Below are 16858 nucleotides of genomic sequence, written 5' to 3' on the forward strand. Positions count from 1 at the left end.
GAAAATCCCGAATCCTCTATCACTTTCTTGAGGAGAGTGAGAGAGCGTCTGGAAGAAACCCGCATTAAGTGAGAGAGCGTCTGAAGGGGCTTGGGGCGGGTGAGGGTGAGGGTGGGGGGTTAGGAGCGGGGACCGAAGCCGCCACCACCGCCGCCGGGGCCCTGGGCTGCGGTGTATTCGCCGGCCGTCACGGTGCCCACCTGGTCGGCGCCGTCGAGGGAGCCTTCGCCCAGACCGGCGCTGACCGTTGCCGTGCCGCCGGTGTAGACGGTGTACTCCGCGCCGTCGGTGATTGCGGCCGAGGAGAACACCAGCGACGCCGTCGCCTTGGTGGTCACAAAGGCGCCCACCACAGTGCCGCTCGAGTCAGCGATCTGCACCACCGTGCCGGCCGGGACCGGCGATCCGAGCGTCACCTGCACGCCGGACTGCGTGGATGAGGTGCCCGGGGTGACCACCATTCCCACGCTGCCGCCCGCCGCCACGGTGCCGCCGGTGACGGTCAGCTCGCCGTTGACGTCCAGGGCGCCGTTGCCGGAGTTGGTGGGGCCGTTCACCACCACGGTGCCGCCGGAGATGCTGGCGTTGCCGTTGGAGTCCAGGCCGTCGCCCTGGGCGTTGATGGTCAGGGAGCCGCCGGTGACGTCCACCGTGTAGTCGCCCACGGTTTCGCCGCCGCCGCCCATGCCGCCCCCCATGCCGCCACCGGAAGCGGAGGCGGAGGACCCGCCCGAGGCGTTGACGCCGTCGTCATTGGCGGTGACGTTGGCCGTGCCGCCGGAGACCACGATGTGCTGGGCCTCGAGTCCCTCCTCGGACTTGGCCACCGTTGTTGCGCCTGCGGCAATGGTGAGCGTGTTGAAGGCCTTGACGCCGTCATCGGCCGCGCTGACGTTCAGGGTGCCGCCGTTGATGAGGATCCAGCCGCGGCCTTCGTCCTCGTCGTTGTCGGACTTGAAGCCGTCGTCGCCGGCGGTGACCTGGTAGGCGCCGTCGAGGAGGACCGCGTAGTCCTTGCCGACGATGCCGTCGTCGGTGGCGTCCACAGTCACGTTGCCGGCGGCCAGTACCAGGCCGTCCTTGGAGGAGATGCCGTCGTTGAAGTTGCCCTTCACGCTCAGGGAGCCGGTGCCGGCAACCGTGAGGTCGGCCTTGGAGTACAGCGCCGCGTTCGGGGCGTCCTCGGCGGTGTCCGCATAAGTGGACGCGTCGCTCAGGGAGTTGGACGTGCCGTCCTCCAAGTAGACGATGGCTTCGTTGGCGCTCTGCACCACAAACGGCGAACCGGTGGAACTGGTGACGTCGGCGCCGTCCAAAATGATGCGAACCACGTCTTCCTCGCCGGCGGCCACCACCACCTTGCCGTCTGACAGCGACCCGCTCAGGCGGTAGGTGCCGGCCGCGCTGATGGTGACGGTATCGCCGTCGACCTTGACCGCGTCCGGCGGCGTTCCGGAGGCCACGGAGCTGGCGCCGTCCGCCAGGGTCACGGCTACTTCGGAGGCCGCATCCCAGGTGAGGTCGTCGGCGTCGTAATGCGTATCAGCGGCAAGGGTGTCCAAGGACACGGCGGCCTGGGCGGTGCCGGACGTGGTGGATGAGTTCGAGGAGCCGGCGGAGGTGGTTCCGGTGATGGACGTGCCGGTGCCGGCGGTTCCGGCCGAGGCACAGCCGGCCAGGCCAACCGTGAAGGCGAGGGCGGTGACGGACAGGGCGGTGCGGAAGCGGTTCATGGTGTGTTCCTTGGGTGTGGGGGAGAAATGGGTGGGGAGTGGTCAGGCCGCGCGGCGGAGGTTCATGGTCCGGCGGAGCGTGCGGTTCCAGCGGTTGGCCGGCAGTTCGGGGCAGAGGGCCGCCATGCCGATGGCGAACTTGGAGATCCTGGAGGGCCGCACGCCGTGGGCCCAGAGGTGCCGGTCCAGCGGGCCGGATGCCGAACCGGACTTGGTTTCCAGGATCACCGCACCATCGAGCACCCAGGCCTGCTCGCCGGGACGCTGCCAGGTGACATCGGTATCGATCGTGGCGCGGCTGCCGGATTCCGGCAGGTAGAGCGTGGTCCGGTGGTAGCGGGTCTCGAGGACCGGCCCAAGGGGTCCGGCGGGTGTCCCGCCCACGGCGGCGGCGAGGGTTTCGTGGACGTAGTCCATGCCTGCCGCCGTCAGCCGGGCGCGGTCCCTGAGGTCGTAGGGGATGCGTTCCTTTACGGTGGCTTCGCGGGCGCCTTCAGTCTTCACTTCTAGGAAGCTGGTGGCGCTGTCCACGTAAGTCCGGGTGCGGACCTTGTAGCGGCGCCGCCGGCCGTGGGCGGCCAGCAGGTAGCTGTCCAGCCGGTCGGTGTCGAAGTACACGGAGTCGTAGGCAAAGCAGCGTGAGCCGTCCATCTCCAGGACCCGGACCTCGGCGTCGAATGCGGCCAGGAGCTCCTGGGCCAGGTCCTCGGGAACCACGTATTTGCGGTCCACGCGCGTCTGCATTGCGGCTTCAGTGTTCAGTTCCTCCAGTCCCACGGCCGGCAGTCCGCGGAGGCTGCCGACGACGCCGGCGCCTGCGCGGGCGTTCATGCCGCACCTGCCGAGGCGTGGAGGGTGTCGGACGCACGGTCGGGGGCATGGACCGGTTCGTTCTCGCGGTCGGGGGCGGACGACGCCGGCGCTGTTGCCTCTGTCGGGGGCATCACCGGAGGTGCCGCTACCGCGTGCCGGGGTGCCGCCGTCGTCGTGGCCGGAAGGTAGGTCACAGCGGCAGTGGCAGGGGCGGGGCTGTAGGCGTAGCGGACGTCCACGATGGTTTTGTCGTTGACCAGGTCAAGTTCCTGGACCGTGGCGGAGTGGACCTTGCCGTGGAGGACTTCCTCGAGCCGGGCGAAGAGTTCGCCGTCTTCGGCCAGCGCCCGGTCCAGGATGACGGTCTGGTGCCGGTGGGCGGGCAGCACGCGGGGGTGGTCACCCACGAACATCACCAGCAGGATCAGGCCCATCAGGGAGGCGGTCAGCCAGACGGGTTCGATGCCGAGGCCCGCGATCAGTCCGAGTGCCAGCGCCGAGAAGTAGTAGGCCACCTCATGCTGGGACAGCTCGGTGGAACGGAGCCGGATGATGGACAGGACGCCGAAGAGGCCAAGTCCCAGGCCCAGGCCGGCTGCGGAGCCGGACAGTGCGGTGGCCACTGCCAGGACGCCCACGTTCATGCCCAGGTAGGACACCACCAGGTCGCGGCGCCGGTGGCGGCGAAGGTAGAGGACGAACGTGAGGATACTGATGGCCGCAAGGTCTGCAGCGATGAAAATGAGCGAAGTCATCGGATTCTCCGGAATCTGTTGGTGGGCTGGTCTCTACGATCCGCGGCCAGACTGTGCAGGTGCTGTGACGGAACCTAGGCCCGAATATGAGTGTTGGCAGGGCGTTCACCTGCTGCTACCGGGACGGCCGGCGTTCCGGGCGGTCTTCGCTCGATAGGATCAAACCCGTGCTCCGACTAAAACGCCTCTTCGTTTTCTGCGTGTTCGCGATTTTCGTGATCACCGCGTTGTCCTTCTGGGCACTCCGGCAGCCCGGCGCGGGCACGGCTCTTCCGCCGCCGCCACGGGCGGAGGCGAAACTCGAAACGCTCTCCGCCGGCATCAGCCCCGCCGTGAATGTCACCCGGAACGCGGACGCCGAGTGGCTCATCCAGGCTGCCGCGCAGACCGGTATCCCCGCCCGTGCGCTTCGCGCTTACGTGGCGGCGGCCGGCGCGGCGAACGGCTCGACTCCGGGGTGTGGGATCGGCTGGAATACGGTGGCGGCGATCGGCTTCGCCGAATCCGCCCACGGGGCCTACGGCGGCGGAAGCCTGTCTCCCGCAGGGCAGGCGAGCGGGCCCATTGTCGGCCCGAGCCTGGACGGCAACGGATTTGCCGCCATCGCTGATACCGACGCCGGCGTCCTGGATGGCGACGCCCGCTGGGACCGGGCTGTCGGACCCATGCAGTTCATTCCCACCACGTGGGAGCTTGCGGGACGGGACGGCAACGGTGATGGAAGGGCGGATCCGTTCAACATCGACGACGCCGCCCTCAGCGCTGCAGGCTACTTGTGCGCCCATGGCCGCGACCTCACCACCGCAAACGGGTGGACTGAGGCCATCTACTCCTACAACCAGTCCGATTCCTACGTCCGCCAGGTGCGCGGGCACGCCACTTCCTACGCGGAGACGACGGGCACCATCGGGTAAGACCAGGGTTCTACTGACCCCTCCCGCGGTCCGAGGAATGGAGCTAGTCTGACGCGCATGGTTAAGGCAGCCTCGCCCGCGCGCGCGTGGATCGGGACGATCGTTTTTCTCGCCCTCGCGCCCGGCGTCGTGGCCGGCCTTATCCCGTGGCTCATCTCCGGCTGGCGGTGGCATGACTGGGGCGGCGCGGCCTGGGTGGTCGTGCCGGTCGCCTGGCTCGCGATCGCTGCCGGGGTGGCTTTCCTCCTGCACGCCTTTACACTGTTCGCCCTGCACCGCGGCACGCCCGCTCCCGTCGCGCCGACGGAAACGCTTGTGGTGACGGGGGTCTACCGGCACGTGCGCAATCCGATGTACCTCGCGGTGCTGTCCATCATCTTCGGCCAGGCGCTGGTGTTCGGCAGTTGGGGGCTCGTGATCTACGCCGTGACCGTCCTCGCCGCGGTCGTCGTGTTCGTGAAGGGCTACGAGGAACCGACACTCACCCGTACCTACGGCGGGCAGTACCTCGACTACCGGCGCAACGTCCCGGGATGGTGGCCGCGGCTCAGGTCCAGGGTCTGATTGTCCGCCTCGCCTGCGGCGGTGCCGGCGGTGCGTCGGGAAAAGAGAAACCGCTGCTGCACCACGTAGCTGACGGTCAGGAGCGCGATTTCGGCGAGGATCTTTGCCGGAAGGGCTGCCATGGACAGCGCGTCCAGGATAGAGATGAGACCGCAGTTGGCGGCGAGCAGGACGATCGCCAGGCTGAAGTAGCGCACCCCGGTTGCGGTCGCTGTTTTGTCCCTGCCGTGCTCGAACACCATCCGGCGGTTGACCAGGAAGTTCACGGCCGAGCTCACCGCGCGGGCACCCACCACGGCGACAAGCAGCGAATCGGTGATGAGCGTCAGCAGCAGGAAGACCGCCGTGTCCACGAGAAACGCGGCGAACGAGGACGCCAGGAACTTCAGCAGCGGCCCGTAGATACGGATCGAGTCGGCCAGCGGCCGGAAATGCGATCCGGAGTTGTGGTCCAGGTAGACGGTGGCGATGTCGACACTGCCGATCGCATACCCGGACTGTTTGGCTTCCAGCAGCAGGTTCAGTTCGTACTCGTAGCGCTCGCCGCGGACAGAGCGCAGCCACGGCAGCATGGCGGCCGGGTAGCCGCGGAGGCCGGTCTGTGTGTCGGAGATGCGCTCGCCGGTGGCCAGCGTGAACAGCAGCCTGGTGGCCGTGTTGCCGAGTTTGCTGCGGGCCGGGACGGTGCCGGTAAAGTTCCGGGTTCCCAGCACCATGGCCGGTAAGCCGGGCTGCACCGCGGCCGCCACGCGCAGGATGTCCACGATGGTGTGCTGGCCGTCGCTGTCCGCACAGACCACGTTCCGGCCCGGGAGATGGTCCGCGATGAACCCGAAGCCGGTCTTCAGCGCGAAGCCTTTTCCCCGGTTGCGCGCGTACCCGATGACATGGCACCCAAGCGCATTGACGCCGTCGAACACGTCCTTGTACTCCGGACCGCTCCCGTCATCGACCACCACCACGGTGGCCCACGGCTCGGCGTCGCGGATGGAACGGATCAGGGCGGGCAACTGCTGGTCGGGCTCGTAGGCCGGGATCAGGATGATCATGACCGTCACCTACTCCGCGATGTAGAGGATGTCGGAGGTGCCGCGTTCCTTGTTCTCACCGAGCGGGTTGTTCGCCAGCGAACCGTTGAAGTACATGGTGGAGGAACCGCCGCCGTCGATGTTGTACGCGGTGGTGGCGCCGAGGCCCTGCATGATGCCGGCGAGGCCGGTCATGGTGACGCCGGCACTGTAGCCGGGACTGCGGCCGTCCACCACCACAAACACCAGGTGGTTTTCGTCGATGATGCCGACGGCGGTGCGGGGCTGTTCGCCCTGGATGGAGTGGTTGCCGAAGTTGGTGTCCACCTCCACGTCCTCGATGCCCTGGGCAACCTCGCCGTTGTCCAGCAGGGACGGGCCGAAGGAGAGCGTGTTCCAGACTCCGCCGGCGATCAGCTGCTCGGCGGTGGTGGCGGTTTCGTCGTAAACCTTGACGGTGCCGTCGCGGTAGAAGGCCAGACCCTGCCGGGCGCCCTCGTCGCGGAACACGACGCCGTTGCGGATGACGATGCCGGTGTCCCGGAAGCCGTAGTAGTCGCCGTTGATGGCGAAGACGGCGTTGTTGGCCTCGGCGATGGACGAGGTTGTTTCGGTGATGTTTTCGCCGAAACTGTTGTTGGCAAAGGCGGACTGCAGGGTGGTGGCGTCGTCAAGGACGACGTCGGCGACGTAGTAGGTCACGGTGCTGTCGCCGCTGCCGGTGGTCACCGTGGAAATGGTGATGTTCGAGCTGTCGGACGTGTAGGAGGTATCGGTGGTGACCGCGGCGGTGCCACTGGAATCGGTGGCGGTGTCCGCCGTCGTGCCGGTGGACGTTCCCGCCTGGCTGGCTTCATAGGCGGAGACATCGGAGATTTCCACGTGCTGGACCACGAAGCGGTCCAGTGCCCAGGCCGTGGCACCTCCAGCAGAAAGCGTGAGGGCAACTGCCCCGGCGACGACGGCCCGCCGTATGCGGCTGCCTTTGCGTTGAGTGCTGTTGAGAGGAGTCATTCCCCAGTTCTAGGCAGCCAAGCTGGCGCCGGGGTTTGCCGGAGATGTGTCCCGCCTGTGAAAGCCTGATTCTGGCCAGGCCGCCGGGCCGACTAGTGGGGCTGGCAGGCGGCGGGGTCCTGGCTGGTGCCGTCCCCGCTGGCGGCAGTAACGGGACAGAGCCGCAAGGCCGCGTCCCGCAGTTCCTTGGGGTGGAACGGCTTGGTCAGGTAATCGGCAGCCCCCGAGGCCATGCCGGCCAGGATGTCATCCTGTTCGGACCGGGCCGTCAGGAACAGCAGGGGAGCGGTGCTCAGGGCGCGGATGGCCCGGGCAACCATGTGGCCGTCCATGTCCGGCAGGCCAAGATCCAGGGTGACGAGGGAAATACCGGGGTCCGCTGCGGCCGCGATGCCCTCGGCGCCGGTGGCTGCTTCGCGCACGGCAAAGCCCGCACGGGTCAGTATGACGGTGATCAGCCCGCGGATGTCGAGGTCGTCCTCGATGACGAGGCAGACGTGTTGAGTTTCCATAAAAGCCCCTAGAGCCAGCTTCCCACCAGTGTACGGGCTGCGTCGGGGGACAATCGCTACTATGACGCCTTCCGCACAACACCCGCAGCTTCTGACCGTGGGCCACGGAACCGCCAGCCAGGAGGACTTCAAGGAGCTGCTTGGCACAGCTGGAGTCCAGTCCCTGGTTGATGTCCGCATCGCCCCCGGCAGCCGCAAGTTTCCGCATTTCGGCAAGGACCTGCTCGCGCAGTGGCTGCCCGCGGCCGGGGTGTCCTACCGCTGGGAGAAGAGGCTCGGCGGATTCCGCAAGCTTCTGCCGGACTCCCCGGACGTGGCATTGCGCAACGACTCGTTCAGGGCCTACGCGGCGTACATGCGGTCTCCGGAGTTCTCGCTGGCCCTCGGTGACGTGCTTGGCCTGGCGGCAGAACAGGCGGTGGCCATCATGTGCAGCGAGACCGTGTGGTGGCGGTGCCATCGCCGGCTGATCTCCGACCATGCAGTGCTACTCGACCACGTGAACGTGCTGCACCTGATGCCAGGTGGAAAACTGACGCCCCACCAGCCCACCTCCGGTGTGAGGGTCAACGGGACCGAACTGGTTTACGACGCCGGGGCGTAGCGCTGCAAGCGCCCTCTACTCGTCGTAGTGGGTCTCCGCCGGGCCGTGTCCGAGGGCGTGAACCACGGCCGCGGCCACGGCATGCAGTTTGGAATTGCGGGTGCTGGAGGCGGCCTTGAGCAGACCGAAGGCCTCCTGCTGGCTGCACCGGTTTTGGGCCATGATGATGCCCACTGCCATATCGATGACCGTGCGGCTCTCAAGGGTGGCACGGAGGTGGGCGGCGGTCTCGCTGTAATGGGCGAAACGCACGGCAAGCCGCAGGGCCAGGGACGTTTGGCGGGCAAAGTCCTCGGCCATTTCACGGATGCGGCCCTCAAAGCGGCGGGTGCGGTGCGAATACAGGAGCAGGGTGGCTTTGGTTTCCCCTTCCAGCTGGAACGGAATGGCCAGGACGGACTGGATGCTGTGCCCCAGAACGGCTTCGACATAATCGGGCCAGCGGTCCTCCTGTTCCAGATCGGGGACGTGGACAGTCAGTTGGCTCTCGGCGGCGGTTATGCCGGGACTGTCGCTTGACTCGTATTCGATCTGGCTGATCACCTGGGCAGCATCGCCGCTGCTGGCCACGGTGGCGGCCTTCCTCTGGCGCAGAAGCGTGATGCCGCACAGCACTTCGTCACCGGGCTCGCACAGGTTGCGCGCTGACGCGCGCGCGAGCTCGGCCAAAAACTCCTCAACATCGGAGCTGTTGAGGAGTTCCTCATGCAGGTGATTAGTGATTGATGTAGCTGTATTTGCTGTCGACTCGCCGGCCACGGTTCTTGATGCCATTCGCTCAGGTCAAGTCGATCCGGCAACACCGCCGCTCTTCCTGCCGTGTCGGCCTGAGGGTCGCGGGGGTCGCTGGAACGACGAACTGTCTAACGGCCTGCTGCTAAACCTAACCAGAAGTATATACAGCTCTGGCCACGGCAAACGTCACGGTCGGGCCGTCTGCCGGGCGCTGCAAACTACTTGGTTTTGGTCTTCGGTGGCACCGGTCAAACCTGAGTAGTCCGGCCCCAATCCAAGAAGTGCTTTCCGCGGCGGCGACAGAAAGTCCAGTACTGCTACGCGTTGTTTGGGGATTGAGCACCGGGAAGTATGGGCGTCAGCGATCAGCCGGAACCAAGTTCCCAAGCGGTTCCCGATGGCTGCGCGTCGCAAGCACTCTCTCACCCCCAGCCAAAGGAGTCTCACTCATGCGCCAAATGACGAAGAAGAACAAAGTACTGGCAGCCGCCGGAGCACTCGCCCTGGTAGCCGGCGGCGGCAGCGCTGCCTACGCCTACTGGACCACCACGGGTGCGGGCTCAGGTACGGCCACGAACTCGGCAGGCGGCGGCACCGTCACGCTGCACGCCATCTTCACCGGCGGGCTGGCCCCTGGATCCTCCAAAGCGGTGGCCTACACGGCCGACAACGCCAGCACCACCACGAGCACAAAGGTGGGGGCACTGACTGCCAGCGTGACCACGGATCAAACCGGTTGCCTGCCCGAATGGTTCGACGTCACTGCTAATACCAGCAACACAACCGTCGCGAAGGGTGATGTGGGCACGGTGGTCGGCAGCGGAACCCTGACGTTCAATGACAGCCCGACCGTCAACCAGGACGCCTGCAAGGGTGCCGTCGTCACCATCACCGTCGGCAGCGTCTAAACAGGCTTCGCCGGCGGGAAGGCGTCAGAGTCTTCCCGCCGGCGAATTCCACGTCCTCCCGCTTACCAAGAACCCGGCCAGAAGGGCTGAACGTGCAGAACGAATCTCGGTACTTCCGCACCGTTAAGCGAAGAACCACCACGGCAGCGAAGGTGCTGCTGGTGGGTCTTGTGGTGATGCTGGCTTCGGCGGGCACCATCTTCGCGGCCAGCCAGAGCGGGAGCCAGGGCAACACATCAGGCAGCGTCACGATTCAGGTGAATCCCGCCAGCCGGTCGGTTGACCAGGGCGATTCCGTCACCTACACGCTGTCGCTGACCTCCAGCAACGGGTTCAGCGGCAGTGTCACTCCGACAATTTCGGGCCTCCCGGGCAGCACGACGGCGGCCTTCGCGCCGACGTCGGTGACGCTCGCTTCCGGCAAGGCAGCCACCGTCGCCCTGACGGTGGCAACGTCCGCCACCACCCCGGACGGCAAGGCGGACCTCACCATCGGGGCCACCGTTCCGGCCACGACCGGCGTCAGCCAGCCCGCCGCCGTCGTGGTTCAACTCCAGGTCAAAGCATCCAACAAGACGTTCAGCATTTCCGGAAACCTCGGCACCCAGCTCACACCGGGAGCAACTGTCCCGCTGAATCTTGCCATAGCGAATCCCAACAACAAGGGCCTGGCCCTCAACAGCCTGGCTGTCTCGATCGCAACCATCACCAGGACTCCCGCTGCGGTGGCCGCGGGGCTGCCATGCACGGCCGCAGACTACGTGGTGACGAACTACTCGGGCCAGTATCCCCTCAACGTTCCCGTTGGCTCCAGCTCGCTCCAATCGATCGGCATTGCCCCGGCGCTGTGGCCCCGAATCGCCATGCTGGACACCACAAAAAACCAGGACGGCTGCAAGGGCGCCACCCTCCAGTTCGCTTACTCCGGAGCAGGGCAGGGAAGCTGACATGACGCCCAAGCACAAGAAACCAACGCCCCGACGGCTGGCTGCCAAGACTGCGGCAGCAACCATCACCCTATGCCTGGCAACGGGAGTCGGCGGTGCCTACGCCTACTGGGCCACAGTGGGCGCCGGATCCGGTGCCGCCACGAACGGCACCATGGCCACCGTCACCGTGGAAGCTTTGGTTGCCGGCGACAGCCCGGCAAACACCCTTGTCCCGGGCGGCACCGCCGCCGTTGCCGTCCGGGCGCTCAACCCCAACAGCTTTCCGGTTCAGGTCTACGCCATCCGCGGCAATGGCGCTGCGACGGCCGACGCTAACCACCCAGCCTGCACCACCACCGGCGTCACGTTCGTTGACCCGGCGGCCCCGCTCGCGCCGGCGCTCAGCATTCCGGCGAACTCGTCCATCCTGATCACACTGCCGAACGCTGCCGCCATGTCCACGTCCTCATCGTCGGGCTGCCAGGGCGCCACCTTCAGCCTGCCTGTCACCTTGGAGGCACGCAAATGAGCCGCATCACCCGGACCCGCATTGCAGCCGCCGCCACGGCAGCCCTCGCCATATCGTTCGGAGGTCCCGCGGCCAGCGCTTACTGGCAGACCCTCGGAAGCAACCCGGGCACTGCCAACGCGGATGCCATCCCTGCACTTGCGGCCGCACCCACGGCAACTGCGTCGGCAGGTGGGGCCGCGGTAAGTTGGGCCTCAGGCACAACGGCGGGAGGCCGGGCAGTCTCCGGCTACACCGTTGCCCGCTACTCATCGCCGACAGGGGCTATGGTTGCCGCTGGCGGCGGCTGCGGGGGCACTGTTACCGCGACGAGCTGCACCGAGGCCGCTTTGCCATCCGGGACCTGGTACTACACCGTGACGCCGGTGCTCGCGACGTGGTCGGGCGGGGAGTCCGCCCGCAGCACCGTGGTGACCGCGGGCGATACGACTCCACCAGGCGCGCCGACCATCAGTGCGGCTGGGATCGTGAACAAGGCGAAAGTAACCGGCGCTCCGGTCAGCGGCACAGCTGAGCCGAGCTCAACTGTGGTGGTCACGGCCACCGACAAGGCCGGCCTGCAAAGGTCTTCGCAACCCGCCAGTGTCGATACCGCCGGTCAATGGTCGGTCAGCAGCTTCGATCTCACGGACCTCAGCGACGGTGCTGTCAACTACACCGCGGTGGCGACCGACGCCGCCGGCAACGCCAGCGGACCAAGCACGGCGAAGACAACCACCAAAGACACGGTGGCGCCGACTGCCAGCATCAAGTTCCAAACCGGACCTGCAAATCAGAAAAACGTCACGGGCCGGGCAGATCAGGATGACCAGATCGTCATCACTTTCTCTGAGCCCATGAATCCGGCGTCAATCTGCAATTCATGGAGCGCAGCGTCGCAGGCAACTCTGAAGAACGCCGGCATTCAGGTAAGGATCGACCCGAGTAAGACGATGAGGGTGGTTGTCCCGGCGACGGTGTGCCCGATTTTTACATTAGGGACCGGCATGACGGGCGGAGCGTTCTCCAGCGGCAGCAGTGACCTCGTTTTTGCAGGAGGCGGCAATAACGCGACCGCGATAGCGTGGAGCACCACTGCAACGTCCAGTACGGTGACAATCACGCTTGGCCCGGTCGACACCGGAACGAGGGCGACAGTGTCTGGGACAGTCCAGCCCACCTTCACCGCCGCATCAGGACCTCAAGACGCCAGCGGAAATCCGATCTCACTTGCGGAGACACCGGGAGTGGCCTCCAACTTCTAAAACTCAACTCACAACGCCAGCCTCCCGAAGCACCTCCGGGAGGCTGGCGTTGTGCTGCCGCTTGTGGGCAGAATGTAGCTCACGTTGGCGCTGCCGGCGGGTGGACCCGAAACCAGGCCGGCGTTGGCGCCGCGGAGGGACAGGCTATGACCAGACTGCTCATCATCGGGCCGCCCGGCTCCGGCAAGGGCACCCAGGCGGTTCACATCGCCAAGCATTTCAGCATCCCGACCGTGTCCACGGGAGAAATCTTCAGGACCAATGCCAGCGAGGAAACACCGCTGGGCCTCGAGGCGGCCAAGTACCTGGACGACGGCGCTTTTGTGCCCGACGATCTCACCAACGCGCTGGTCAAGGACCGTCTCCGGGACGTCGATGTCCAGCCCGGGTTTCTGCTGGACGGGTACCCCCGCACCGCGCCCCAGGTAATGGAACTGGACAACATGCTCGCTTCGCTGGGCCACCGGCTCGACGCCGTTGTTGAGCTCCGCGCCCCGGATTCCGAACTCGAACGGCGGATGATCCAGCGGGCCAAGGAACAGGGACGCAAGGATGACACGGTGGAGGTCTTCCGGCGCCGGCTGGATCTCTACCACCGCGAAACGCACGAAGTGGTGGCCGTCTATGCCGGCCGCGGCATCGTGGTCTCGGTGGATGGCAGCGGCGAGCCCCGCGCCATCACCGAACGTGCGATCGCCGCCGTCGAAAAGTTCCTTAAAGCAGGAGTAACACCATGAGAATTGCAGTGACCGGCGGAAGCGGAAAACTGGGGCGGCACGTGGTCCGCAGGCTCAACGCCGACGGCCATCAGGTGCTCAACCTTGACCGCACCGGGGAGAGGAACCCGGGCCTGGCCATCGTGGACCTGCGCAACTACGGCCAGGTCCTGGATGTGCTGCTCGGCCTGGACGACAGGCACACCGGGTTCGACGCCGTCGTCCACCTGGGCGCCATCCCTGCCCCCGGCATCATCCCCGACGCCGCCACGTTCGAGAACAACATGCTCTCCACCTACAACGTGTTCCAGGCGGCCCGGCGGGCCGGGATCAAGAAGGTGGTGTACGCCTCCAGCGAGACGGTGCTGGGACTGCCGTTCGACGCCGACCCGCCCTACATTCCGGTGGATGAGGAATACCCGGCCCGGCCGGAAAGCACCTACTCGCTGGTGAAGCACCTCGAAGAACAGATGGCCATTCAGCTGACGCGTTGGGACCCCGACCTGAGCATCACCGGCCTGCGGTTTTCGAACGTGATGGACATCGAGGACTATGATCGCTTCCCGGCGTTCGACGCCGATGCCACTGCGCGCAAGTGGAACCTGTGGGGTTACATCGACGGCCGCGACGGGGCGCAGGCGGTAGCCCGGGCCCTTGAACACGGAAAGCCGGGGTTCGAGGCGTTCATCGTCGCGAACTCAGACACCGTGATGTCCCGCTCCAGCGCCAGCCTCGCCGCGGAGGTGTTCCCCAACGTCCGGGTGACCAAGGAACTGGGCGAACACGAGACCCTGCTGTCCATCGACAAGGCCAGGCGGCTGCTCGGATTCGAACCCGAACATTCGTGGCGTTCCTACCACTCGAACCGCACCACGCCCACGGAGGACTGAAGGGCGAAAGCGGCGGATCGCAGGGGATACCACGGAATTCCGCAGCCGCCGAAGGGTTGGCGCAGGATCGGCTGAGTTCGCTCCTAGAGCATGTCACGGGCTCCTACTCTGGTGAGGGGGCGGGGATTTTCCGCCCGCCAACCAGTCCGCACCGCCACCCTAGGAATCCATGCGCATTCTCCGTTTTGTGCTGCCCGCCGCCACGATGCTGATCACCGCCGCTTTCCTTGCGGTCCCCGCGCTGCCGGCGACGGCCGCGGACGGGGCCGGAACCGGCAATGGCAACGGCAACGGGGCGAGCGTCCGCTACCTGGTCCGCTACGCTCCGGGAACTGATGTCCCCGCGGAGGCTGCGCGCCTGAAGTCCCAGGGCATCGGCGTCGGACGTTCCTTTTCCCATGCCCTCCGCGGCGCCGTGGTGACCGCAACACCGGCGCAGGCCGCGGCGCTGTCACGCTCTGCAGGCGTCGCCGCCGTGGAGGTGGACGCCCCCGTCACCGTTTCCGAAATTCAGCAGACCCCGCCGTGGGGACTGGACCGCTCCGACCAGCGGGCACTGCCCCTGTCCGGGTCCTACGGCTGGACCGCATCCGGCGCCGGAGTCAGCGCGTACGTGGTGGACACCGGAGTGCTCGCCTCCCACGCCGAGTTTTCGGGGCGCATCGCCGCAGGCTGGAGCGCGGTGGCCGATGGCCGCGGGTCCGGTGACTGCAACGGCCACGGCACACACGTCGCGGGAACAGTGGCCGGGTCAACCTACGGCATGGCAAAGGGCGCAACCATCGTTCCGGTCCGCGTCCTCGACTGCTCCGGCTCCGGCTTCAACTCCGACGTTGTGGCCGGCCTGGATTGGATCGTCGCCAACCACGCCGCCGGGACGCCGGCCGTGGCCAACCTCAGCGTGGGCGGCCCGGCCAGCGCGGCCGTGGACTCCGCGCTCCAGGCTGTCATCAACGACGGCGTCACTGCAGTGGTTGCCGCCGGCAACTCCGCCACGGACGCCTGCGGCAGTTCGCCCGCACGGCTTGCCGCTGCGGTGACCGTGGCGGCGAGCGATTCCGCCGACCGCCAGGCATCCTTCTCCAACTACGGCTCTTGCGTTGACCTCTACGCGCCCGGCGTTGGCATCACCTCCGCCACCTACACGTCCAACACTGCCACCGCGTCCATGTCCGGCACCTCCATGGCCTCGCCCCACACGGCCGGCGCCGCGGCCGTGCTGCTGTCCCAAAACCCCGGCCTCACCCCTGCCCAGGTGGCCTCCGCGCTGGCGTCGAACGCTACCGCCGGGGTCATCACCGGAGCCGGGCCCGGCACGCCGAACCGCCTGCTGTACACCGCGGCCGCCGCTGCGGCTCCCGCTCCTGCCCCGGTTGCCCCGGCGCCCACGGTTACTGCCAAAACACCGGCCGCAGGCACGACGGCGGTGCCACCGGGAAGCAACGTGACGGCGAGGTTCAGCGCAGCCGTCCAAGGCGTAAGTGCCGGGACCTTTGTGCTCCGGAGTGCCGCCGGCACGGTCATCCCGGCAACGGTCACCTACAACGCGACCACCAAAACGGCCACCCTGGACCCTTCAGCAAACCTGGCGGCTGACGGGAAGTTCACGGCAACCCTGACGGGCGGTGCCACCGCGATCCGGGACGCCGCGGGAACGCCCCTGGCCAGCACCAGCTGGACGTTTGTCACCGGTCCGGCGCCGGTGATCACCAGTTACACGCCCGGCAGCAACGCCCTCCTGGTCCGGCGGAGCAGCAACATCACGGTCACTTTCAATGAGGCAGTCCAAGGCGTCAGCGCTGCGACGTTCACCGTGAAGAACGCCGCCACAGGGGCGGTGGTCCCGGCAGCCGTGGTCCGCAACGGCACCAGCAACCAGTGGATCCTTGATCCGCAACTGGCCCTGTCCGGCAAGACAAAATACACCGTCACGGTCACCGGCGGCGGAAGTTCCATCCGCGACCTTGCCGGCAATCAGCTGGCCACGAAGTCCTGGCAGTTCACTACGGGTTCGCTTTAGCGGTTCCCCGCCGGGAACGGGAGTCCGACGGCGGCCGCTGGGGGGCGTCGTCGGGCTTTCCCGGCTGCCGGGATGAGTCCTGTGCAGGGTCAGGGTGGTGCTCCGACCAGATATGGCCCACCTCTTCGGCGAACTGCTGCACGATCCTGCTCATGGCGGCGTGTGCTGCGCCTCCCTCGCCGCGCTGGATGGCACTGGCCACGTCAACGTGCAGCTGCAGTGCTTCATGATCCGGAAGGTGCGGCATCAGGCCGTGCTCGGCCCTGCCGGTGAGGACCTCGGCCACAAGGTTATGCAGTTGGGAAAACATGGCGTTTCCTGAGGCCTTGAGCACAGCGGCGTGGAATTCAACGTCCAGGCGCAGGAATTCCACCTGGTCCCCGCGCTGGCCGGCGGCCCACAGCCGCGCCGCCAGATGGACCAGATCACTGCCGGCGTCCCAGGAGGCGCGTTCGGCCGCCAGCCGGGCGGCCTGCGGCTCAATGGCGCCGCGGAGTTCGTTAAGGGCCTGAAGCTGCTCGAGCCGCCGGGATGAGGCGAGCCGCCAGCGGATCACCTGCGGGTCATAGAGGTTCCACTCGTGTTCGGGCTGCACCACTGTGCCGAACCGCCTGCGCGAGGCCAGCATGCCTTTGGAGGATAGAACCCGGGAGGCCTCCCGGACCACCGAACGGGACACTTTGTGCTGTGCCTCCAACTCGTCCAGCCGCACCACCGAGTTGGGTGCCAGGGACCCCTCCGCAATGGCGAGTCCCAGGCTCTGAACCAACGATGCATGCCGGTCGATAGGAGACTCCGCCTTTGGGGTTTTCATGGCTAAATCATACTGGTTCACCACAGGGCTTGTTTAAGTCTGCCTTATTTACCTATGATCTTCCCCAGAGCAGATGTAAAGATGCATTTGTGACCGGCTGCACACAGACGTCAGCCACAAAGCAAAGGGAGTCGTC

At 66.6% G+C, this 16858-nt stretch carries 18 protein-coding genes; 10 read left to right on the plus strand and 8 right to left on the minus strand.

All coding sequences use genetic code 11. From position 1 onward, the window contains the following. Nucleotides 1-119 precede the first annotated feature (119 nt). The 3 genes from IAQ70_RS17365 to IAQ70_RS17375 are packed head-to-tail and all read right to left on the minus strand — an operon-like array spanning nucleotide 120 to nucleotide 3301. The gene (locus tag IAQ70_RS17365) at nucleotides 120-1733 is read right to left on the minus strand and encodes a carbohydrate-binding domain-containing protein (protein WP_190990577.1); all 1614 of its coding nucleotides are present in this window, start codon (nucleotides 1731-1733) and stop codon (nucleotides 120-122) included. 42 nt (nucleotides 1734-1775) lie between these two features. Next, on the minus strand, nucleotides 1776-2564 hold the full coding sequence (locus IAQ70_RS17370) for a polyphosphate polymerase domain-containing protein (RefSeq protein ID WP_190990578.1): 789 nt from the start codon (nucleotides 2562-2564) through the stop codon (nucleotides 1776-1778). Beyond that, nucleotides 2561-3301, minus strand: a complete 741-nt coding sequence (locus IAQ70_RS17375) for a DUF4956 domain-containing protein (RefSeq protein WP_223860269.1) — start codon at nucleotides 3299-3301, stop codon at nucleotides 2561-2563. Before IAQ70_RS17375 ends, IAQ70_RS17370 begins: the two co-directional genes overlap by 4 nt. A gap of 167 nt (nucleotides 3302-3468) precedes the next feature. On the opposite strand from IAQ70_RS17375, the gene IAQ70_RS17380 reads away from it, so the two are divergent. Both IAQ70_RS17380 and IAQ70_RS17385 read left to right on the plus strand, forming a co-directional pair. Continuing rightward, nucleotides 3469-4215 (plus strand): lytic transglycosylase domain-containing protein, encoded by a 747-nt coding sequence (locus IAQ70_RS17380; protein ID WP_190990579.1) that lies wholly within the window; start codon nucleotides 3469-3471, stop codon nucleotides 4213-4215. Nucleotides 4216-4272: 57 nt separating this feature from the next. Next, nucleotides 4273-4779: a methyltransferase family protein gene (locus tag IAQ70_RS17385; RefSeq protein ID WP_190990580.1), complete on the plus strand. Its 507-nt coding sequence runs from the start codon at nucleotides 4273-4275 to the stop codon at nucleotides 4777-4779. Here the strand turns inward: IAQ70_RS17385 and IAQ70_RS17390 are convergent. The 3 genes from IAQ70_RS17390 to IAQ70_RS17400 all read right to left on the minus strand — a co-directional run bounded on the left by IAQ70_RS17390 (nucleotide 4728) and on the right by IAQ70_RS17400 (nucleotide 7333). Continuing rightward, the gene (locus tag IAQ70_RS17390; protein WP_190990581.1) at nucleotides 4728-5828 is read right to left on the minus strand and encodes a bifunctional glycosyltransferase family 2/GtrA family protein; all 1101 of its coding nucleotides are present in this window, start codon (nucleotides 5826-5828) and stop codon (nucleotides 4728-4730) included. The genes IAQ70_RS17385 and IAQ70_RS17390 overlap by 52 nt on opposite strands. Before the next feature lie 9 nt (nucleotides 5829-5837). Next, nucleotides 5838-6821 carry a phosphodiester glycosidase family protein gene (locus IAQ70_RS17395; protein ID WP_190990582.1) on the minus strand — a complete coding sequence of 328 codons (984 nt, stop codon included), beginning with the start codon at nucleotides 6819-6821 and terminating at the stop codon, nucleotides 5838-5840. Between the two features lie 92 nt (nucleotides 6822-6913). Then, nucleotides 6914-7333: a response regulator transcription factor gene (locus IAQ70_RS17400; RefSeq protein ID WP_190990583.1), complete on the minus strand. Its 420-nt coding sequence runs from the start codon at nucleotides 7331-7333 to the stop codon at nucleotides 6914-6916. A 61-nt stretch (nucleotides 7334-7394) separates the two neighbouring features. Here IAQ70_RS17400 and IAQ70_RS17405 point away from each other — a divergent pair, with 61 nt between their 5' ends. Then, nucleotides 7395-7937 (plus strand): DUF488 domain-containing protein, encoded by a 543-nt coding sequence (locus tag IAQ70_RS17405; RefSeq protein WP_190990584.1) that lies wholly within the window; start codon nucleotides 7395-7397, stop codon nucleotides 7935-7937. A gap of 15 nt (nucleotides 7938-7952) precedes the next feature. On the opposite strand, the gene IAQ70_RS17410 is transcribed toward IAQ70_RS17405, so the two are convergent. Further along, a complete protein-coding gene (locus tag IAQ70_RS17410; RefSeq protein ID WP_190990721.1) occupies nucleotides 7953-8696 on the minus strand; it encodes a GAF and ANTAR domain-containing protein in 744 nt (247 codons plus the stop codon). 425 nt (nucleotides 8697-9121) lie between these two features. Here IAQ70_RS17410 and IAQ70_RS17415 point away from each other — a divergent pair, with 425 nt between their 5' ends. The 7 genes from IAQ70_RS17415 to IAQ70_RS17445 all read left to right on the plus strand — a co-directional run bounded on the left by IAQ70_RS17415 (nucleotide 9122) and on the right by IAQ70_RS17445 (nucleotide 15908). Beyond that, a complete protein-coding gene (locus IAQ70_RS17415; protein ID WP_190990585.1) occupies nucleotides 9122-9580 on the plus strand; it encodes a hypothetical protein in 459 nt (152 codons plus the stop codon). 92 nt (nucleotides 9581-9672) lie between these two features. Then, on the plus strand, nucleotides 9673-10527 hold the full coding sequence (locus IAQ70_RS17420) for a COG1470 family protein (RefSeq protein ID WP_317983697.1): 855 nt from the start codon (nucleotides 9673-9675) through the stop codon (nucleotides 10525-10527). 1 nt (nucleotide 10528) lies between these two features. Beyond that, nucleotides 10529-11038, plus strand: coding sequence for a hypothetical protein (locus tag IAQ70_RS17425; RefSeq protein ID WP_190990586.1), 510 nt, complete (start codon nucleotides 10529-10531; stop codon nucleotides 11036-11038). Further along, entirely contained in the window at nucleotides 11035-12282 is a 1248-nt protein-coding gene (locus tag IAQ70_RS17430; RefSeq protein WP_190990587.1) for an Ig-like domain-containing protein, read from the plus strand. The genes IAQ70_RS17425 and IAQ70_RS17430 overlap by 4 nt, the downstream gene beginning before the upstream one ends. Nucleotides 12283-12428: 146 nt before the next feature. Then, complete coding sequence (locus tag IAQ70_RS17435) at nucleotides 12429-13019, plus strand: adenylate kinase (RefSeq protein ID WP_190990588.1); 591 nt, start codon at nucleotides 12429-12431, stop codon at nucleotides 13017-13019. Further along, the gene (locus IAQ70_RS17440) at nucleotides 13016-13888 is read left to right on the plus strand and encodes an NAD-dependent epimerase/dehydratase family protein (RefSeq protein WP_190990589.1); all 873 of its coding nucleotides are present in this window, start codon (nucleotides 13016-13018) and stop codon (nucleotides 13886-13888) included. Before IAQ70_RS17435 ends, IAQ70_RS17440 begins: the two co-directional genes overlap by 4 nt. A gap of 169 nt (nucleotides 13889-14057) precedes the next feature. Beyond that, nucleotides 14058-15908 carry a S8 family serine peptidase gene (locus IAQ70_RS17445; RefSeq protein WP_223860271.1) on the plus strand — a complete coding sequence of 617 codons (1851 nt, stop codon included), beginning with the start codon at nucleotides 14058-14060 and terminating at the stop codon, nucleotides 15906-15908. Here IAQ70_RS17445 and IAQ70_RS17450 read toward each other — a convergent pair. Further along, a complete protein-coding gene (locus IAQ70_RS17450; protein WP_190990590.1) occupies nucleotides 15892-16722 on the minus strand; it encodes a FadR/GntR family transcriptional regulator in 831 nt (276 codons plus the stop codon). The two genes, IAQ70_RS17445 and IAQ70_RS17450, sit on opposite strands and share 17 nt — an antisense overlap. Between the last annotated feature and the right edge of the window lie 136 nt (nucleotides 16723-16858).

Origin of the sequence: Pseudarthrobacter sulfonivorans (genome assembly GCF_014712225.1) — a bacterium.
Lineage (GTDB): Bacteria > Actinomycetota > Actinomycetes > Actinomycetales > Micrococcaceae > Arthrobacter > Arthrobacter sulfonivorans.